18 protein-coding genes are annotated in these 17,541 nt (G+C 43.6%); all 18 read left to right on the forward strand.

All coding sequences use genetic code 11. The features are described 5' to 3' along the window. The first annotated feature begins 102 nt into the window (after positions 1-102). A complete protein-coding gene (gene thrC, locus INP51_RS06565; protein WP_193737271.1) occupies positions 103-1,590 on the forward strand; it encodes a threonine synthase in 1,488 nt (495 codons plus the stop codon). 16 nt (positions 1,591-1,606) lie between these two features. Then, positions 1,607-2,656, forward strand: coding sequence for a nicotinate-nucleotide--dimethylbenzimidazole phosphoribosyltransferase (cobT, locus tag INP51_RS06570; protein WP_193736908.1), 1,050 nt, complete (start codon positions 1,607-1,609; stop codon positions 2,654-2,656). 12 nt (positions 2,657-2,668) lie between these two features. Beyond that, the gene (locus tag INP51_RS06575) at positions 2,669-3,181 is read left to right on the forward strand and encodes a bifunctional adenosylcobinamide kinase/adenosylcobinamide-phosphate guanylyltransferase (protein ID WP_193736909.1); all 513 of its coding nucleotides are present in this window, start codon (positions 2,669-2,671) and stop codon (positions 3,179-3,181) included. 15 nt (positions 3,182-3,196) lie between these two features. Next, on the forward strand, positions 3,197-3,973 hold the full coding sequence (locus tag INP51_RS06580; RefSeq protein WP_230406896.1) for an adenosylcobinamide-GDP ribazoletransferase: 777 nt from the start codon (positions 3,197-3,199) through the stop codon (positions 3,971-3,973). Positions 3,974-4,043: 70 nt separating this feature from the next. Further along, on the forward strand, positions 4,044-4,424 hold the full coding sequence (locus INP51_RS06585; RefSeq protein ID WP_193736910.1) for a bifunctional adenosylcobinamide kinase/adenosylcobinamide-phosphate guanylyltransferase: 381 nt from the start codon (positions 4,044-4,046) through the stop codon (positions 4,422-4,424). Then, positions 4,417-5,025 (forward strand): histidine phosphatase family protein, encoded by a 609-nt coding sequence (locus tag INP51_RS06590; protein ID WP_193736911.1) that lies wholly within the window; start codon positions 4,417-4,419, stop codon positions 5,023-5,025. Before INP51_RS06585 ends, INP51_RS06590 begins: the two co-directional genes overlap by 8 nt. A 90-nt stretch (positions 5,026-5,115) precedes the next feature. Next, a complete protein-coding gene (locus INP51_RS06595) occupies positions 5,116-5,298 on the forward strand; it encodes a hypothetical protein (RefSeq protein ID WP_193736912.1) in 183 nt (60 codons plus the stop codon). A gap of 113 nt (positions 5,299-5,411) precedes the next feature. Continuing rightward, entirely contained in the window at positions 5,412-5,888 is a 477-nt protein-coding gene (locus INP51_RS06600; RefSeq protein WP_193736913.1) for a type 2 periplasmic-binding domain-containing protein, read from the forward strand. Further along, the gene (locus INP51_RS06605; protein WP_193736914.1) at positions 5,815-6,720 is read left to right on the forward strand and encodes a carbohydrate ABC transporter permease; all 906 of its coding nucleotides are present in this window, start codon (positions 5,815-5,817) and stop codon (positions 6,718-6,720) included. Before INP51_RS06600 ends, INP51_RS06605 begins: the two co-directional genes overlap by 74 nt. Next, a complete protein-coding gene (locus INP51_RS06610; RefSeq protein ID WP_193736915.1) occupies positions 6,695-7,564 on the forward strand; it encodes a carbohydrate ABC transporter permease in 870 nt (289 codons plus the stop codon). The genes INP51_RS06605 and INP51_RS06610 overlap by 26 nt, the downstream gene beginning before the upstream one ends. An 18-nt stretch (positions 7,565-7,582) precedes the next feature. Next, complete coding sequence (locus INP51_RS06615; protein WP_193736916.1) at positions 7,583-8,929, forward strand: HlyD family secretion protein; 1,347 nt, start codon at positions 7,583-7,585, stop codon at positions 8,927-8,929. Positions 8,930-9,024: 95 nt separating this feature from the next. Beyond that, positions 9,025-9,963, forward strand: a complete 939-nt coding sequence (locus tag INP51_RS06620) for an ABC transporter permease (protein WP_193736917.1) — start codon at positions 9,025-9,027, stop codon at positions 9,961-9,963. Positions 9,964-10,077: 114 nt separating this feature from the next. Continuing rightward, positions 10,078-10,797 carry a M15 family metallopeptidase gene (locus INP51_RS06625; protein ID WP_193736918.1) on the forward strand — a complete coding sequence of 240 codons (720 nt, stop codon included), beginning with the start codon at positions 10,078-10,080 and terminating at the stop codon, positions 10,795-10,797. Between the two features lie 247 nt (positions 10,798-11,044). Next, positions 11,045-11,773 carry a hypothetical protein gene (locus INP51_RS06630; protein ID WP_193736919.1) on the forward strand — a complete coding sequence of 243 codons (729 nt, stop codon included), beginning with the start codon at positions 11,045-11,047 and terminating at the stop codon, positions 11,771-11,773. A gap of 328 nt (positions 11,774-12,101) precedes the next feature. After that, a complete protein-coding gene (pheS, locus tag INP51_RS06635) occupies positions 12,102-13,121 on the forward strand; it encodes a phenylalanine--tRNA ligase subunit alpha (protein ID WP_193737273.1) in 1,020 nt (339 codons plus the stop codon). 41 nt (positions 13,122-13,162) lie between these two features. Continuing rightward, complete coding sequence (gene pheT, locus INP51_RS06640; RefSeq protein WP_193736920.1) at positions 13,163-15,595, forward strand: phenylalanine--tRNA ligase subunit beta; 2,433 nt, start codon at positions 13,163-13,165, stop codon at positions 15,593-15,595. 10 nt (positions 15,596-15,605) lie between these two features. Beyond that, the gene (locus INP51_RS06645) at positions 15,606-16,253 is read left to right on the forward strand and encodes a histidine phosphatase family protein (RefSeq protein WP_193736921.1); all 648 of its coding nucleotides are present in this window, start codon (positions 15,606-15,608) and stop codon (positions 16,251-16,253) included. 10 nt (positions 16,254-16,263) lie between these two features. Next, positions 16,264-17,493, forward strand: coding sequence for an MFS transporter (locus INP51_RS06650; RefSeq protein WP_193736922.1), 1,230 nt, complete (start codon positions 16,264-16,266; stop codon positions 17,491-17,493). The last annotated feature ends 48 nt before the right edge of the window (positions 17,494-17,541 follow it).

Raw genomic sequence — 17,541 nt, forward strand, 5'->3', positions numbered from 1 at the left:
ACCATTGGTATTGTTATATGTATAGTTGTCAGAGAGGTTATCCTATGCTATAATTTGTAAAAAGTGTTTAAAAATTTTTAATAACAGGAGCCGGTGGATATGATGGATGTTCTATACAAAAGTACACGGGGAAATGGCAGTGCAGTGAGTGCTTCACAGGCAATTCTAAAGGGTATGCCCGACGATGGCGGTCTTTTTGTCCCTTTTGAGATACCGAAACTGGATGTTAATGTCAGTGACCTGGCGAAGATGGATTACAGGGAAGTTGCGTTCGAGGTAATGAGACGGTTTTTATCGGATTTTACTGAAGCTGAGTTGAAATCTTGCATTGCAAAAGCATATGATGAAAAGTTTGATACAGAAGAAATCGTCTCTTTAAAAGAAAGAGATGGAGCATTTTATCTGGAACTATTTCACGGTCCTACAATTGCATTCAAGGATATGGCTCTTTCAATTTTGCCGCACCTTATGACAACGGCAGCCAGAAAAAATCATGTGAAAAATGAAATTGTGATTTTGACAGCGACATCCGGAGACACCGGAAAAGCCGCTCTTGCAGGCTTTGCCGATGTGCCGGGCACAAAGGTTATCGTATTCTATCCCAAAGACGGGGTCAGTCCTGTTCAGGAGAGGCAGATGGTAACACAGAAAGGTGGTAATACATATGTGGTGGCAATAAGAGGTAACTTTGATGATGCTCAGACTGGTGTAAAGAAGATTCTGGAAGATGAGAAACTTTCGAGGGAACTGGCTGAAAAAGGCTTTCAGTTTAGCTCAGCAAATTCTATTAACATCGGACGTCTGGTTCCTCAGATCGTTTATTACGTCTATGCTTACGCTTTATTAGTGAGAAGAAATAAAATAAAAAACGGCGATAAGATGAATGTTGTTGTTCCGACAGGAAACTTTGGAAATATCCTGGCTGCATTTTATGCAAAGAATATGGGACTTCCGATTGGAAAGCTGATCTGCGCGTCAAATGAAAACAAAGTTCTCAGCGACTTCTTTCATACGGGATGTTATGATAGGAACAGGGAGTTTTTTCTCACTTCATCCCCGTCCATGGATATTCTCATATCCAGCAACCTGGAACGATTGATATACATGGTTTCTGGCTCTGAGGATGAGAATAAAAAGCTAATGGAACAGCTGTCACAAAAGGGAATCTATAAAATCTCAGATGAGATGAGAGGGAGATTGCATAACTTTTATGGCAATTATGCTTCTGAGAAAGAAACACAGGCTGTGATAAAAAAGATGTTTGAGGATACCGGTTATGTCTTAGATCCACATACGGCTGTGGCATCGGCAGTTTATGATGAATATCAGTCAGAAACGAAGGATGATACACCTACAGTGATTGCATCGACGGCAAGTCCATATAAATTTATGGGAAGTGTTCTTCATTCCATAAGTACGGAAAAGTCTGAAAATCTGACAGACGTAGAACAGATCAGTGCACTTCATAAAATCTGTAACGTTGCAGTTCCGAATGCAGTAAAAGAGATCTTTGATGCTCCTGTGCTTCACGACACAGTGACTGATGTAAAAAATATGGAACAAACGGTCAAAAATATCATTTTCAGATAAAATGGGGGGATAACAATTGGAGTTACAGAAGCTGTGTGAGAAAATTGAAAGATTAGACTTGAAATCGATGAAACGGGCGGTCGTCCACTGGGACAGTATCGCAAAACCACTTCATAGTCTGGGAAAGCTGGAAGATGTGATCGTGCAGATCGCAGGAATTCAGGGAACGGAAAAAGTACATATTGCAAGAAAAGCACTGGTTATCCTCTGTGCGGATAACGGTGTGGTCGAAGAGGGTGTCACGCAGACCGGGCAGGAAGTCACAGCAATTGTCTCCGAGAATTTTCTGACGGATAAAGCAACAGCCGCCATATTATGTCAAAGAGCCGGAGCAGATCTTCTTCCGGTCGACATGGGAATTGCTAGAGACACGAATCTTCGAAACTGTAAGATCGCCTATGGAACTAAAAATATGGCAAAAGGGCCAGCGATGACCCGTGCACAGGCAATACAGGGAATTGAAACAGGGATCTTACTGGTGAAAGAATTAAAGAATAAAGGTTATGATATTTTGGCAACCGGTGAGATGGGAATTGGTAATACGACCTCTAGCAGTGCTGTTGTTTCCGTCTTGCTTGACAAATCTGTGGAGGAGGTGACAGGCAGAGGCGCTGGGCTATCCGGTGAGGGATTGAACAGGAAGATTATCACAATTAAAAAGGCAATTGAACTAAATAATCCAGATCGAGAGGATACCATTGACGTACTTGCAAAAGTCGGAGGATTTGATCTTGCAGGAATGACAGGAGTATTTTTGGGAGGAGCCTGTTATCATATTCCAGTTGTCATTGATGGATTTATCTCTCTTGCTGCGGCACTTTGTGCGTCGAGAATCTCTCCGATTACACGAGATTATATGATTGCCTCGCATGTCTCAAAAGAGCCTGCAACGAAAATGCTGCTTGAGGCACTGCATAAAGATGCATTTCTCACCTGTGATATGTGCCTGGGAGAGGGGACCGGTGCGGTGACACTCTTTCCAATTCTCGATATGGCATGTGAAGTATACGATAAAATGAGCACCTTTAAAGACAATTCTATTGAAGCATATCAGCCGCTTGAGTAAAGGAGGAGCAGGATGTTTTATGTGGTAACAGGCGGTTCCGGCAGCGGAAAATCGGCATATGCGGAGGAACTTATTATAAGATCGGGATCTGGTCCGCGTATCTACATTGCCACGATGTATCCGTATGATGAGGAAAGCCATAAAAGAATTGCCAGACATCGTCAGATGCGTGCAAAAAAGGAATTCGAAACGGTGGAGTGCTATACAGATCTTGCTTCGGCACAGATTCCCGAGGGCGCGAATGTTCTGCTGGAATGTATGTCAAACCTCACTGCAAATGAGCTGTTTCGTCCTGAGGGAGCTAGAAAAGATGTTTCACTTTCCATTATGAAAGGAATTCGCCATCTCTTAGATTCCTGTAAGAATCTGATTGTTGTGACAAACGAGATCTTCTCTGACGGAATCCGGTACGATGATGAAACGAGGAATTATCAGCGAATTCTGGGAGATATTAATGTTTGGATGGCCTCCATATCCGATCATGTGACAGAAATTGTATATGGGATTCCGTTGATATTCAAATAGAGACACGAAGGAAGTATGATGAAGAATATATGGAGTAGTTTTATTGTGGCATTTGCAATGTATTCAAAGATTCCAATGCCAAAGACTGAATGGACGAAAGATCACATGAAGTATTCGATGTGTTTTTTTCCGTTTGTGGGTGTGGCTGTCGGACTTATCGAATATGGATGGTTTTTGTTGGCCTCGTATCTGCGATTTGGAGCGGTATTTCGGGCAGCCGGAATGACACTGATACCCGTTTTGGTGACCGGTGGGATTCACATGGATGGATACCTGGACACGATGGATGCATTAAGTTCGTGGAGAGAGAAAAATCAAAGACTGGTAATCTTAAAAGATCCACATGCGGGTGCATTTGCCATCATTACGGGGGTTGTCTGGTTTTTAATCTCTTTTGCTGCTGCAACAGAGATCACAGGAAAAATGATGCCCTTTTATTGCGCAATATTTGTCGTCTCGAGATGTTTTAGTGGTTTGTCCGTAATCTGCTTTCATAATGCAAATCCAAAGGGCAGTGCGGCTGCATTCTCTGACCAGGCTCAGAAGAAAGCGACTGGATGTGTGTTAATCATCTATCTTGCAATTTTGCTGGTTGTGATGTGTAGTTTAAACCCTGTGCAGGGTATCACTTGTTTTGGTACAGGACTGGCTGTTTTTTTCTATTACAGATGGAAAAGCTACAAGTATTTTGGCGGAATTACAGGAGATCTGGCGGGGTACTTCTTAAGTTTGGCAGAACTTTTGATGCAGCTTGCTGTTATCTTTGCAGCCACTATAATGGGAAAGCTGTAAGATGTTGTGAAGCATCGAGTAATTATATCAAATAGATATTTCGAATTAGGTATGAGAATGGAGCAAAAGAATGATACTGATTGTAGGAGGGGCTTTTCAAGGTAAAAGAGCATATGCTAATAACTATTTAAAAAAAGAGATTCATTGGATTGACGGAAAGGAATGTGAATACGATGATATTTTTTCGTCTGAGGGTATTTTCAATTTCCATCTATTTGTGAAACGAATTTTACGCACAGGCGAGCCTGACCAGTTTCCGGAGCAATTGATGAGAGAAAATCCGGATATTGTAATTGTCACGGACGAGCTTGGATATGGTGTTGTGCCGGTAGAGGCTTCTGATCGGGCTTGGAGAGAAAAAACAGGACGCATCTGTACAGAACTTGCAGAGCAGGCAGATGAGGTGCACCGTGTAGTATGTGGGGTTGGGATGGTGATAAAAAATGCTTAAAATACAGATGATACGACATGGCAAAACATATGGCAATACACAGGGGCGCTATATAGGAACGACGGATGAACACCTTCTGGAATCGGAATCCCAGGCACTTTTGAAACCTTTCTTTTCCCCGGTGGAGTGCGTATTTTTAAGCCCCATGATCCGATGTCGCGAGACGGCACTGCTGTTGTTTCCCGAACAAGAATATATGATCATCGATGGGTTCCGCGAATGTGATTTCGGTGAATTTGAGAATAAAAATTATCAGGAGCTGTCAGATCGTAAATCTTATCAGCAGTGGATCGACAGCGAGGGAACTCTCGGATTTCCCGGCGGAGAGACTATGCAGGAATTTAAAGAACGCACATTGGATGCATTTGAGCATATGATCGCTTACTGTATACAAAAAAAATATGAAAATGTGGCTATGGTGGTTCATGGCGGCACAATTATGAGTATCCTGGATACCTATGGGTTTCCACAGGCGGATTATTTTGACTGGCATGTAGAAAACGCAGAAGGGTATAAGATCCGTACCTACCTGGAACATTGGAAATTTGGCAGAAAAGAGCTGGTGGTCGATAGTAAGATTACGAGAGATATTGAGGAATAGAAGATAGACAACAGTAAAAAATAGAAAAATAAAAGAAAAAGCTGTACAATGCAGGGATTAACTGCAGGGAACAGCTTTTATTTTTTTGCTATGGGAAGAGTGAGTGAAAAGGTTGCCCTTGGTAGAACTCTCTTTTCCGTTATGTACGATGAAATTATCGAGAAAGACGGCTCGGTAAATGAGAAAAAGTTATCAGAACTTCTTTCCGACTGGATACAGATCTGTAAAACATCCAAAGCCAGTGAGATGGAGCAGGAGATGAAGAAAAAATAGACTTGAAACAGGCTGGCATAGACTTCCAGTCAGGATTTAGCCTTTTTGGTGACAGATTTGCAAGTATTGAAGAAGGCAGAGGACTTAACTCTATTCGGGAACCATTCTCAAGGATGGAACAGAAAGGTGTCGGCTATGATAGCATCAAACAACTATATATACCAAAAGTGATTATCGGTGTCAATGCCGCTTCAAAGAACCAGGAACTTGCCAAAGAATTTATCCAGAGTATGTATTCAGATTCCGTTCAGAATATTGATACCTCAGAGGGATTTCCGGTAACGGAGAATGCTCTTCAATATCTTGCGGATTATGTGGAAACAGCTGCAGCAAAGAATGATATTGTCGGGACATCTGCTGTCAATCCGTTCACAGGAACAGAAGAAAAATTCGATGCTCATTATCCGGATAAGGTGGCGGTAGAACAGATCAATACGAAGATTAAGGGGCTGAAAAAACCGTTCCGACCGGATGATATTCTGACAGATACAGTGATGAAGGAGATGGAGAATTGCTATGCGGGGACGAAGACTCCGGAAGAGACAGCTCAAGGGATCAGCCAGAAAGTGGATACATACCTCCAAGAGTAAAACAGCCTATTTGTTTCTGGCACCGAGCCTGCTGGGAACTTTACTGTTCTGGCTGATTCCTTTTGCAGATGTGATCCGGCGGTCGTTCTTTCAGGCAGTGGGGAACACGTTTGTGGGACTGACTAATTACAGAAATGTACTGAGAAACGAAGCATTTGTACAGGCGGTATCACATACAGTCAGGTTCCTGGCTATATGTCTTCCCCTGTTGATGGTGATTTCCTTTTTACTGGCGATTCTGCTCTATGAACTTCCCAGGTGGCGTTCCTTTTATGAGGCCTTATATCTGATTCCGATGGCCATTCCGGTGGCTTCTGTCGTGGTTTTCTGGAAACTTACTTTCGACCGGAAGGGACTGTTGAATGAACTCCTCCACCTATTCAATCTTTCCGGACAAGACTGGATGAACACAGGATATGCTTTTGGCGTGCTGGTATTCTCCTATATTTGGAGAAACGTCGGGTATGACGTCATACTCTGGGTGGCCGGGTTATCCGGGATCCCAAAAGAACAGTATGAAGCAGCAAAAGTCAGCGGTGCCGGGAAAATACAGTGTTTTTGGTATATTACGCTTCCACAGATGAAAGACAGTGTGGCAATGATTGGTGTACTGTCATTTGTCAATGCTTTTCGAGTGTTTCGCGAAGCATATCTGATCGCGGGAGATTATCCGCATCACAGTATCTATATGCTGCAACATGTGTTCAACAACTGGTTTACAAAACTTGATATTCAAAAGATGAGCGCAGGTGCGGTTATGATGTCTGTAGTAGTGAGCATCCTGATGATACTTGTGGAAGTCTGGAATGACAGACAGGGGAGGGATCGATGAATTGAAAAACAGAGATATATCGTATGGGATTTTAACTCTCACGGGTTTCATCATGATATTCCCGCTGATTATGATGGTAACCGGATCCTTTCTGGGTCCGGAAGAGCTGAGGGAATCTTATGGAGTGGTATTAGAAGAGACTTCAGGTCCTATCACCTTAAAGCTAATACCGGATTTTCCGACATTCCGATCATATGTAGAGCTTCTGCTGGATTCTCCTGATTTTTTTGTCATGTTCTGGAATTCCTGCAGACAGGTATTTCCGATCTTAATCGGTCAAATGGCGGTAGGAATACCGGCTGCATGGGCATTTGCCAAGTATGATTTTCCGGGCAGAAAGATATTGCTTCTGGTTTATATGATTCTGATGGTGATGCCCTTTCAGGTGACGATGGTGTCGAATTACCTGGTATTATCGAAGTTATCGCTGATGGATACGCATTGGGGAATCATATTGCCGGGGATCTTTTCTACATTTCCGGTCTTTATCATGGAGAAGTTTTTTAACTCGATTCCGGATGCACTGATAGAAGCAGCCAAAATAGACGGAGCAAATTCATTTCAGATATTTTTAAAAGTGGGAATTCCGCTGGCTTCCTCTGGAATTATCTCCTCACTGATTTTGAATTTTCTCGAATACTGGAATGCGATTGAGGCACCCATGACATTTTTAAAGACGAAATCAAAGCTTCCGCTGTCCCTATATCTGCCCCAGATAACTACAGATCAGGTCAGCGTATCTTTTGTCGCTTCTGTTGTGATGATGATCCCGGCGATACTGGGATTTTTGTGGGGCCAGGAATATCTGCAGCAGGGAATTGTGGCGTCGGGATTGAAAGAGTAGGGTAATAGGTGGAAAACAATGAAAGAAAAAATATTAAAGATGATCCTTGCCTTTTTTGTTGTCATGGCAGGCTGTACCTTCGCTGCAAGGAGTGCAGATTCTCTGACAGTTCCCAAAGTCAAAACCACACGCCTGAAAAAGGGAGAACTGACGGAGAAATTTGAGGGAAACGGAGAAGTTGTATCTCGCGATCAGAAGGCAGTTTCCGTACCGGAAAATCAGAAAATATCAAATATCCTGGTACAGCCGGGCACAGAGGTTGAAGCCGGCACTCCTCTGGTATCACTGGATGTTTCTTATCTCGATGATCAGATTCAAAAAAAGCAGAGAGAGGTCCGGAAAGCGGAGCTCCAGATGGAACAAAAAAAGCTGGAGGGAAAAGGCGAGCCGCGGACACCGCTTACGGCTCAGCCTGAGATTGATATGAACACTGCGAAAGATGCCTTTGTACAGACACAGAAAAATTATCAAAAGGCAGTGGATGCGTTCAATAACTATGCCAATGCACATCCAGGTGGAACAGAAGAAGAGCAGCAGGAGGCAGAGCAGAAAAAAGAGGAACTGCAGGATCAGATTCAGGCACAGGAAGAGACCATGAATACTGCAAATTCCACATATCAGCAGTCCATAAAAAGTTATCATCTTGCCGAACAGCAGGAGGCTGAGGTGAAGAAGGATGAAAAAAATAAAAAACAGGGGAACTATCTGGCAGTTCAGGAAGCACAGGTGGATGTCGATGAACAAAAGGAAGAACTGATAAAACTTACGGCCATTAAAGATGGAGGGGCCATGATTAAGGCAGAGATGAAGGGGACTATGGCTTCCACCGATCTAACGGAAGGACTCATCACTACCGGAAGCGAGCAGCTGGCCCTCTATACAGAGGATTTGGAAGTTTATGGCGTGATACCGGATGACAAAATCGGAAAGATTGAGAAGGGTGATGAGATTGAAACACGAATATCCGGAACTGCGGATTCTGTGTCTTTGAACGTGGACCGTATCGCCCGGAAAAAGGAAGAAGATAGCATCCGGACGGTATGGTATGCGCCTCTTGATCAGGGGACCTATCAAATTGGAACCACCGTAACTTATGATTATAAGAAGAAGCTGGATATCAGCTATGACAGTATGGTTCCGATTACCGCGCTAAGAGAATCTGAAGGAAACGCCTATGTTCTAACAGCCGGGAAAAAGTCTGGAATTCTTGGAAATTCTTATACGGCAGTCAAGGTATCGGCAGTGCTGGTGGATAAAGATGATAAAAATGCGGCACTGCAGATCAACCTACCCGAGGATGCCAGGATCATCACAGAAAGTAATAAATATGTAAAGGAAGGTGACCGCGTACGACTGACCGAGTAAAAGCAGCAGGCAAAAAGGGACTTTTTTTGTTCCTATTTGGATTGATTCTGGGTTTTGGAATTCGTTGTTATGAAAATTTGAAGGAGTTTTCGGCCATGGCAGGATTCTATAACCAGAAGCCTGTTTACACGCGGGAACAAATCCAGGACTTCTGGAACGATACTTCTTTGGAGGCAAAACGTGAAATCCGGGATTTTGCATTTTTTCAGCCGAAGGAACATACAAAGATCGAGAATCCGACATTGAACCGAAGGGTAAAAGTAAATCTTATTCTGACAGCCGGCAATATGAATCTGGTTGTTCCACAGAGTCTGTTGAACGGATCATTCGCCGAAAGTCAGGATGAGTATGGTTGTGTATTGAGTAAAAAAACGGCAGACGCCCTTTTTTCAACCCACGAGGTTCTGGGAGAAGAAGTCTTATTGAACAAAAAGACATATCAGGTGCGTGGAATCCTGGATAGCAAGGATGAACTTGGTCTGATCCAGGGACCCGGAAACAGTAAATATTCTAATATGAGGGTATCTGCTCCCGGAATTCCACTCTCAGTGGTGAAGCAGCAGTTAAGCGCACTTTTCATGGAAGAACCCGATTCTGTGTCAGAAGGTCAGCTCTATGCAGGCGTGGGAGGAATATTCTTATGGATTCCGGCCTGGATCTGCCTGGTTTGTCTTCTGAAATACACCTGGAAAGAAGTAAAGGTTCTAAGTGCGAAAGAGTGGGAGCATCCCTGGCAGGATATAGCAGCTTATCTGCTCCGCTATGGTGTTATCGTGTTAGGTTTTCTTGGTGTGTGCGCAATTTTACTGCTGAGTCTGCATTTCTCTGATGATTACATTCCATCCGCATGGTCTGATTTTTCGTTCTGGACGGAATTAATCCGTGAAAAGTGGAGAGATTTTATGACACTTATGACTGAAAGCGTTACATATGCTGATCGAAAAATGCTTAAAAATTTAATTGGATTAGTGAGCACTTCATTGGCAGAATCTGTGATGCTTGTATTGAGTATTGGACTTCAAAAGAATCTTTAAAAAATATTGATTCCTTTTAAAGGCGGATCAGATTATTGTACTCGATCAGGGGCACATTCAGGAAAGCGGAACACATGAGGAACTGTTGAAAAAGGAAGGAATCTATTATAGATTATGGCACATACAAAACAGCGAAAGCGGAGAAGAAGAAAACATATTGTAATCATTCTAATTGTTCTATTATTGACTGTCGGGGCAGGAGCAGGGATCTTGCTGAAAGAGGGACTATCTTCAGACGTTGTTGCAAAAGATGGACAGGAAGCAACTGCCAGTGTGGATGGCACCCCCTGGAATCTGATTCTGGTCAATAAGTGGAATCGCCTGCCTTCCAACTATAAGATCGAACTTACGACGCTCTCCAATGGACAGTCAGTCGATCAGCGGATCTATCCGGCACTTCAACAGATGTTTGATGATGCGAGACAAGCGGGTATCTATCCGATTGTCGGCTCTGGGTTTCGGACAGAGAAAAAGCAGAAATCACTGATGAAGGAAAAGATCGCAGACTACAAGGCAAAGGGTCTTTCGGATCAAGAGGCGAAAGAGAAAGCGGAGGCATGGGTTGCTCTTCCCGGAACGAGTGAACATCAGCTGGGGCTTGGCGTGGATATCAATGCAGACGGCGTTTACTCGACCGGAGATCAGGTCTACCAGTGGATGGAACAAAATAGCTACAAATATGGATTTATCCGCCGCTATCCTCCTGATAAGACAGACATCACGGGAGTGATCAATGAACCCTGGCATTTTCGATACGTTGGAACAGATGCTGCCGCACAGATTCATAATCGAGGCATCACTCTGGAGGAATATCTAGATCAGGTTCATAGCTAATGTAGCAGTATCCACAAGATTGTCTGCGTATTTTTGGGCATGTTTTTGATTGACTTTTTGATGCGGAAACAGTAATCTGTAAATATCTGGAATCTTAATTTCATAGGCATTTCAGCCTGAATTCCCGATACTTACAACTGAACATATTCCATGGGAAGCTGAAAAAAGTCAATTGAAATTTTGATCGTTTCTTGCTATACTTATCAAACATCATGACTGTCCGGCCTCCCGGGAGAGAGGAGACTGTATGGCAGAGAAAAAGCTTGAAAAACACTTTATTGAACATTTCGCAGACAAGGAGGAGCTGTTATCCATGGAGGCAAAGGATGTAGAGGTGCTGAGAACGCTGTTTAAAGAGTTCAGCAGTGAATTGCACACGGAACTGGACCAGAGATTTGATAAGGTAGATCAGAGATTTGATCAGATGGATCAGAAATTTGAATCGAAGTTTGAACAGATGGATCAGAAATTTGAATCGAAGTTTGAACAGATGGATCAGAAATTTGAATCCAGGTTTGAACAGATGGATCAGAAATTTGAATCCAGGTTTGAACAGATGGATCAAAAATTTGAATCCAAGTTTGAACAAATGGAACGAAAATATGATAAACGTTTTAATAAGATGGACCAAAAGATGAAAGAGATGGATCGCAAATTTGACAAGAGATTCCAGTCGATGGATCGCAAATCTGATCAGAGATTCCAGTCGATGGATCAAAAAATCGATAGACGAAGCGAACTGTTACTTGATGAAATTGTAAGAACAAGGACCGGTCTTGAGTCAAGAATAAATGGGCTGGATCAGAAGATGGATGACATGGACTCCTATTATAGAATCCACAGAATAGAAGATTCAACGCAGAGCGATATGTTAAAACTTTATAACCGATTGGATTCAAGGATGGATGACTTTAGTAAATTTAAGGATCAGACGACAAAAGTTCTTGCCGAGAATCATTTAGTGCTTGACAAGTGAGAAATTTCTAGTAAAATAAGATACATATGAAAAAGCGTTGAAGGTGTCTGTAGATTTATGTTTTCTTAACAGAGAATGGGAGTCATGGGCTGGAAGCTCCTTAAGTTCAGACCTGAATTGAGATTCGCACTGAAGCTTTCCGGGTGAAGCGTTTGAGTAGCCATGGGACGTGACCGCACGTTACAGCGGCGAATGAGAGCCAGACGATTGTCTGAAATCAGGGTGGTACCGCGGAACCGATTATGATGGCTTCGTCCCTTTATGGGATGGAGCTTTTTCTATGTCCTGAAACAATAAAAAAGGAGATTATTACATGAGTGATACAAAGATCAGTGAGAAGCTGGATTCGATCTTAAAAGAAGCATTAGAGAGAATCGATTCCTCCGATACAACGGAAAAGCTGAATGAAGTGCGAGTTGATGTACTCGGAAAAAAAGGAAAATTAAAGACTGTCCTCAAGGGTATGAAGGATGTGGATCCAAAAGACCGTCCGGCCGTCGGACAGATGGTCAATGATGCGCGCGAAAAGATCGAGGGAGAGCTTGATTTCATAAAGCAGAAAATTGAAAGAGAAGCACTTGACAAAAGGTTGAAGGATGAAGTTATTGATGTTACACTCCCAGCCAGGAGAAATAAGATTGGTCACCGTCATCCAAATACGATTGTTCTCGGCGAACTGGAGAGAATCTTCATCGGCATGGGTTATGAGGTTGTGGAAGGACCGGATATTGAGCTTGATTTATATAATTTTGAAAAACTGAATATTCCGGCCAATCATCCGGCAAAAGATGAGCAGGATACCTTCTACATTAACAAGGATATAGTCCTTCGCACTCAAACATCTCCGGTACAGGCACGTGTGATGGAAAAAGGGAAACTCCCAATTCGCATGATCGCACCGGGGCGTGTGTTCCGTGCGGATGAGGTTGATGCGACGCATTCACCTTCCTTTCATCAGGTCGAAGGATTAGTCATCGACAAGCATATTACATTTTCCGACTTAAAAGGAACTTTGGCGGAATTCGCGAAAGAACTATTCGGGCCGGATACAAAGACAAAATTCCGTCCGCATCATTTTCCATTTACGGAACCCAGTGCGGAGATGGATGTCAGCTGTTTTAAATGTGGTGGAAAAGGCTGCAGATTCTGCAAGGGGGAAGGCTGGATTGAGATTTTAGGCTGTGGTATGGTACACCCACATGTGCTTGAAATGAGCGGCATCGATCCGGATGAATACACAGGATTTGCATTCGGTGTAGGACTAGAACGAATCGCTCTGCTAAAATATGAAATTGATGACATGAGACTGTTGTATGAGAATGACCAGCGGTTCTTAAATCAGTTCTGATACATGAAACTGCAAAAAGGTGAGCAATAGGAGGAAATATCGTGAACACTTCATTATCATGGATTAAAAGGTATGTGCCGGATCTTTCTGTCACGGCGCAGGAATATATGGATGCGATGACGTTGTCCGGAACGAAGGTAGAAGGGTATGAAACTCTCGACGAAGATCTTGATAAGATTGTTGTCGGGGAAATCTTGAGTGTTGAGAAACATCCGGATTCTGACCATCTGGTTATCTGTCAGGTAAATGTCAAAGACAATACATTACAGATCGTGACCGGTGCCCCGAATGTCAAAGAAGGTATATCTGGACAGAAAGTGGCAGTCGTTCTGGATGGGGGAAAGGTTGCTGGCGGTCATGACGGCAAAAAAGTACCGGGAGGGACAACGATTAAGACCGGAGAACTTCGAGGTGTTAAAAGTGAGGGCATGATGTGCTCGATCGAGGAGATGGGAAGCAGCCGGGAGATGTATCCGGAAGCTCCGGAATACGGGATCTATATCTTTCCAGAAGATTCAGATGTAGAACCAGGAGATGACGCTATCGAGGCTTTGGGACTACATGACTCGGTGATTGAATATGAGATCACGTCCAACCGCGTGGACTGCTATAGTGTCATTGGGATTGCAAGAGAAGCTGCTGCAACCTTCGACAAAGAATTCAAATCTCCGGTAATAACACCTACGGGGAATGATGAGAATATCAGTGATTATATCAGTGTTGATGTGCAGGATAAGGAACTTTGCCCGCGTTATACGGCCCGTGTGGTCAAAAACGTGAAGATCGGCCCTTCTCCGAAGTGGATGCGAAGATGTCTGGCTTCGAATGGAATTCGTCCGATCAACAACCTGGTAGATATTACAAATTATGTGATGGAGGAATATGGACAGCCAATGCATGCTTATGACCTGGATACAATTTCCGGCGGCAAGATCATCGTCAGACGTGCAAAAAATGGCGAAATCTACACGACACTGGACGGGCAGGAGAGAAAACTGGATGAAAATATACTGATGATCTGTGATGACAGGGAGCCTGTCGGAATTGCTGGGATCATGGGAGGAGAAAACTCCATGATTACGGACCACGTACACACAATCCTGTTTGAAGCAGCTAATTTCGATGGCACGAATATCCGCCTTTCTTCGAAACGACTGGGACTTCGTACCGATGCATCCGGAAAGTTCGAGAAAGGCTTGGATCCAAATAATGCGAGCGAGGCCATAAATCGTGCCTGCCAGCTCATGGAAGAGATGGGGGCAGGGGAAGTTGTAGGAGGTATGATTGATGTATGTAATGAGATCAGAGAACCGATGAGGGTAACTTTCGAGCCAGAACGAATCAACAGTCTGCTCGGAACTAGTCTCTCACCTCAGGAAATGCTTGATTACATGGCAAAAGTGGAACTTACCTATGATAAAAGGAAAAATGAAGTGATTGCTCCTACGTTTCGTCAGGATATCTTCCGCACAGCTGATCTGGCTGAGGAGGTGGCAAGATTTTTCGGATATGACAATATTCCGACGACTCTTCCGAGTGGTCAGGCGACAACAGGAAAACTGCCATTTAAACTTCAGGTTGAGGACAGGGCCAGAGATGTTGCGGAATACTGCGGATTTTCACAGGGGATGAGCTATTCCTTCGAAAGCCCGAAAGTATTCGACAAGTTACTGCTAGATGTAGATGATCCTCTTCGGAAAGCAATTCCGATCATGAACCCACTGGGCGAGGATTTTTCAATTATGAGGACGATTACACTGAATGGTTTGCTTACCTCGCTTGCCATTAATTATAATCGCAGGAATAAAAATGTCAGACTTTATGAGATGGGAAATGTTTATCTGGCAAAAAGTCTTCCACTTACAGAACTGCCTACAGAAAAGATGATGTTTACTCTTGCCATGTATGGAGAGGGTGATTTCTATGATATGAAGGGCGTCGCCGAAGAATTCTTTACAAAGGTTGGCTTGAATAAACGACCGGAATATAAAAGCAATGCCGGAAGAAATTATCTTCATCCCGGCCGTCAGGCTGATGTTTATTATGAGGGGACCAAGCTTGGTTTTCTGGGTGAGGTACATCCGCTTGTATGTGATAACTATGGAATTGGTGAGAGAACTTATATAGCTGTGATCGATATTCCGGCTGTTCTGGAATATGCCACCTTTGACCATAAATATGAAGGGATTGCCAGATTCCCGGCTGTTACAAGAGATATCAGCATGGTAGTTCAAAAAGAGATTCAGGCAGGTCAGATTGAAGATCTGCTGATTCAGAGGGGCGGAAATATTCTGGAAAGTTTTGAACTGTTTGACGTCTACGAAGGACATCAGATTAAAGAAGGATACAAGTCTATGGCATATTCCCTTCTGTTCCGCTCAAAGGAAAAGACGTTGGAAGAATCAGAGATTACATCGGCGATGAGAAAGATTATGAACGGGCTGGAAAGCCTTGGAATAGAACTTAGGAAATAGAGAGGTTTACATGCGATTATATATTATAAGGCACGGAGAAACAGACTGGAATGTACAGGGACGGCTGCAGGGTCAGTCTGATACACAATTGAATGAGAACGGGATTCGTCTTGCAAAAATCACTGCAAAGGCACTTAAAGATATTCCTTTTGATCTTGGATTTTCCAGTCCCTCTTCACGTGCACTAAAAACGGCAAAGATCATCCTTGGGGATAGAAATGTTCCTATTCTGACAGATAACCGCCTTCTGGAGTTATCCTTTGGCGCATGGGAGGGTCTGGGCTGTCACAAGGATAATTTCGAGATTCCATCGGATCATTTCGATGATTTTTACCTGAGACCTATGCAGTTTATACCTGGTAATGGAGGTGAGACGATTCCTGAACTTTGTGAGAGAACCAGCAAATTTTATACAGAACTGATCCATAATCCTGACTATCAGGATAAGACGATCCTGATTGCGACTCATGGATGTACAGTGCGTGCACTGCTTCAGAATGTAAAGGAAGATCGGGAACATTTCTGGGGAAATGGTGTTCCGATGAACTGCGCAGTTAACATTGTGAGTGTAGAGAATGGGGTGTCGACGCTTCGGGCTGCGGATCAGGTGTATTATGGAGAAGATGACATGACGAATTACTATACTTTGGAAAGTTGAGACGGGTACGATGGGACTTGCCAGTAACTATAATCACACAATACACGCCTGTTATGTAGGATATATCTCACAGGCAATTGTCAATAATTTTGTCCCCCTGTTGTTTCTGACATTTCAGAAGACGTATAAGATTCCACTTTCACAGATCACCATGCTGGTATCACTGAATTTTATCATCCAGCTTCTTGTCGACCTGCTGTCGGTGAAACTAGTGGACAAAATTGGTTACCGAATTTCTGCAGTCTGCGCGCATCTATTTTGTGCGGTTGGTTTGATCGGACTGGGCATACTGCCGGATCTTGCGGATACCCCATTCGTCGGTCTTGTTTTGGCGGTAGTCTGCTACGCAGTCGGGGGAGGTATGATTGAGGTTTTGATCAGTCCGATTGTGGAAGCATGCCCAACCGAGAAAAAAGAGGCTGCGATGAGCCTGCTTCATTCTTTTTACTGTTGGGGATCAGTGGGGGTTGTCCTGTTTTCAACTTTATATTTTGCAATTTTTGGAATTGACAATTGGAGAGTGCTGTCGATACTGTGGGCTGTTATACCTGCTGTGAATGCAGTGGCTTTTACGAAAGTGCCTATCCGTGCACTTGTGGAGGACGGGAAGGGCCTTGTCCCATCGCAGCTGTTTGGCATGAAGATTTTTTGGATCTTTGCTCTGTTGATGGTATGTGCCGGGGCCTCTGAACAGGCTATGAGTCAGTGGGCATCGGCCTTTGCTGAAAGCGGGCTGAAAGTCTCAAAAACAGTTGGAGATCTTGCCGGTCCCTGCTTTTTTGCCGCATTAATGGGCACATCGAGGGCTTTATATGCAAAACTCAGTGAAAAGATTGATCTGATGAATTTCATGAAGCTAAGTGCCGTTTTCTGTGTGATCAGTTATCTGCTTGCCAGTTTTTCACCAATTCCGTTTCTGGCACTTCTGGGATGTGGTCTGTGTGGTCTTTCTGTCGGTATCATGTGGCCCGGGACTTTCAGTCTGGCCGCAAAAGCATGCCCGAAGGGCGGAACAGCGATGTTTGCGATGTTTGCCCTTTTCGGAGATTTGGGCTGCACACTGGGTCCGACATTGGTCGGGACGATATCCGGGCAGATGAATGGAAACTTAAAAGCGGGCTTGCTTTTCGCCATTGTCTTTCCACTGCTTCTTATCAGTGGTATTATTCTCTGCAAAAAGATGACAAAAGAGCAGAATGAAACTGAGAATGTGAAAACGGAATACACTGGCGGGTTGTAAAATCTGGGTATTGGATGTAAAATAAAAAACTGGCATAACAATCACAAT

It is taken from the genome of Blautia liquoris, assembly GCF_015159595.1.
In the GTDB taxonomy this organism is placed as follows: domain Bacteria; phylum Bacillota; class Clostridia; order Lachnospirales; family Lachnospiraceae; genus Novisyntrophococcus; species Novisyntrophococcus liquoris.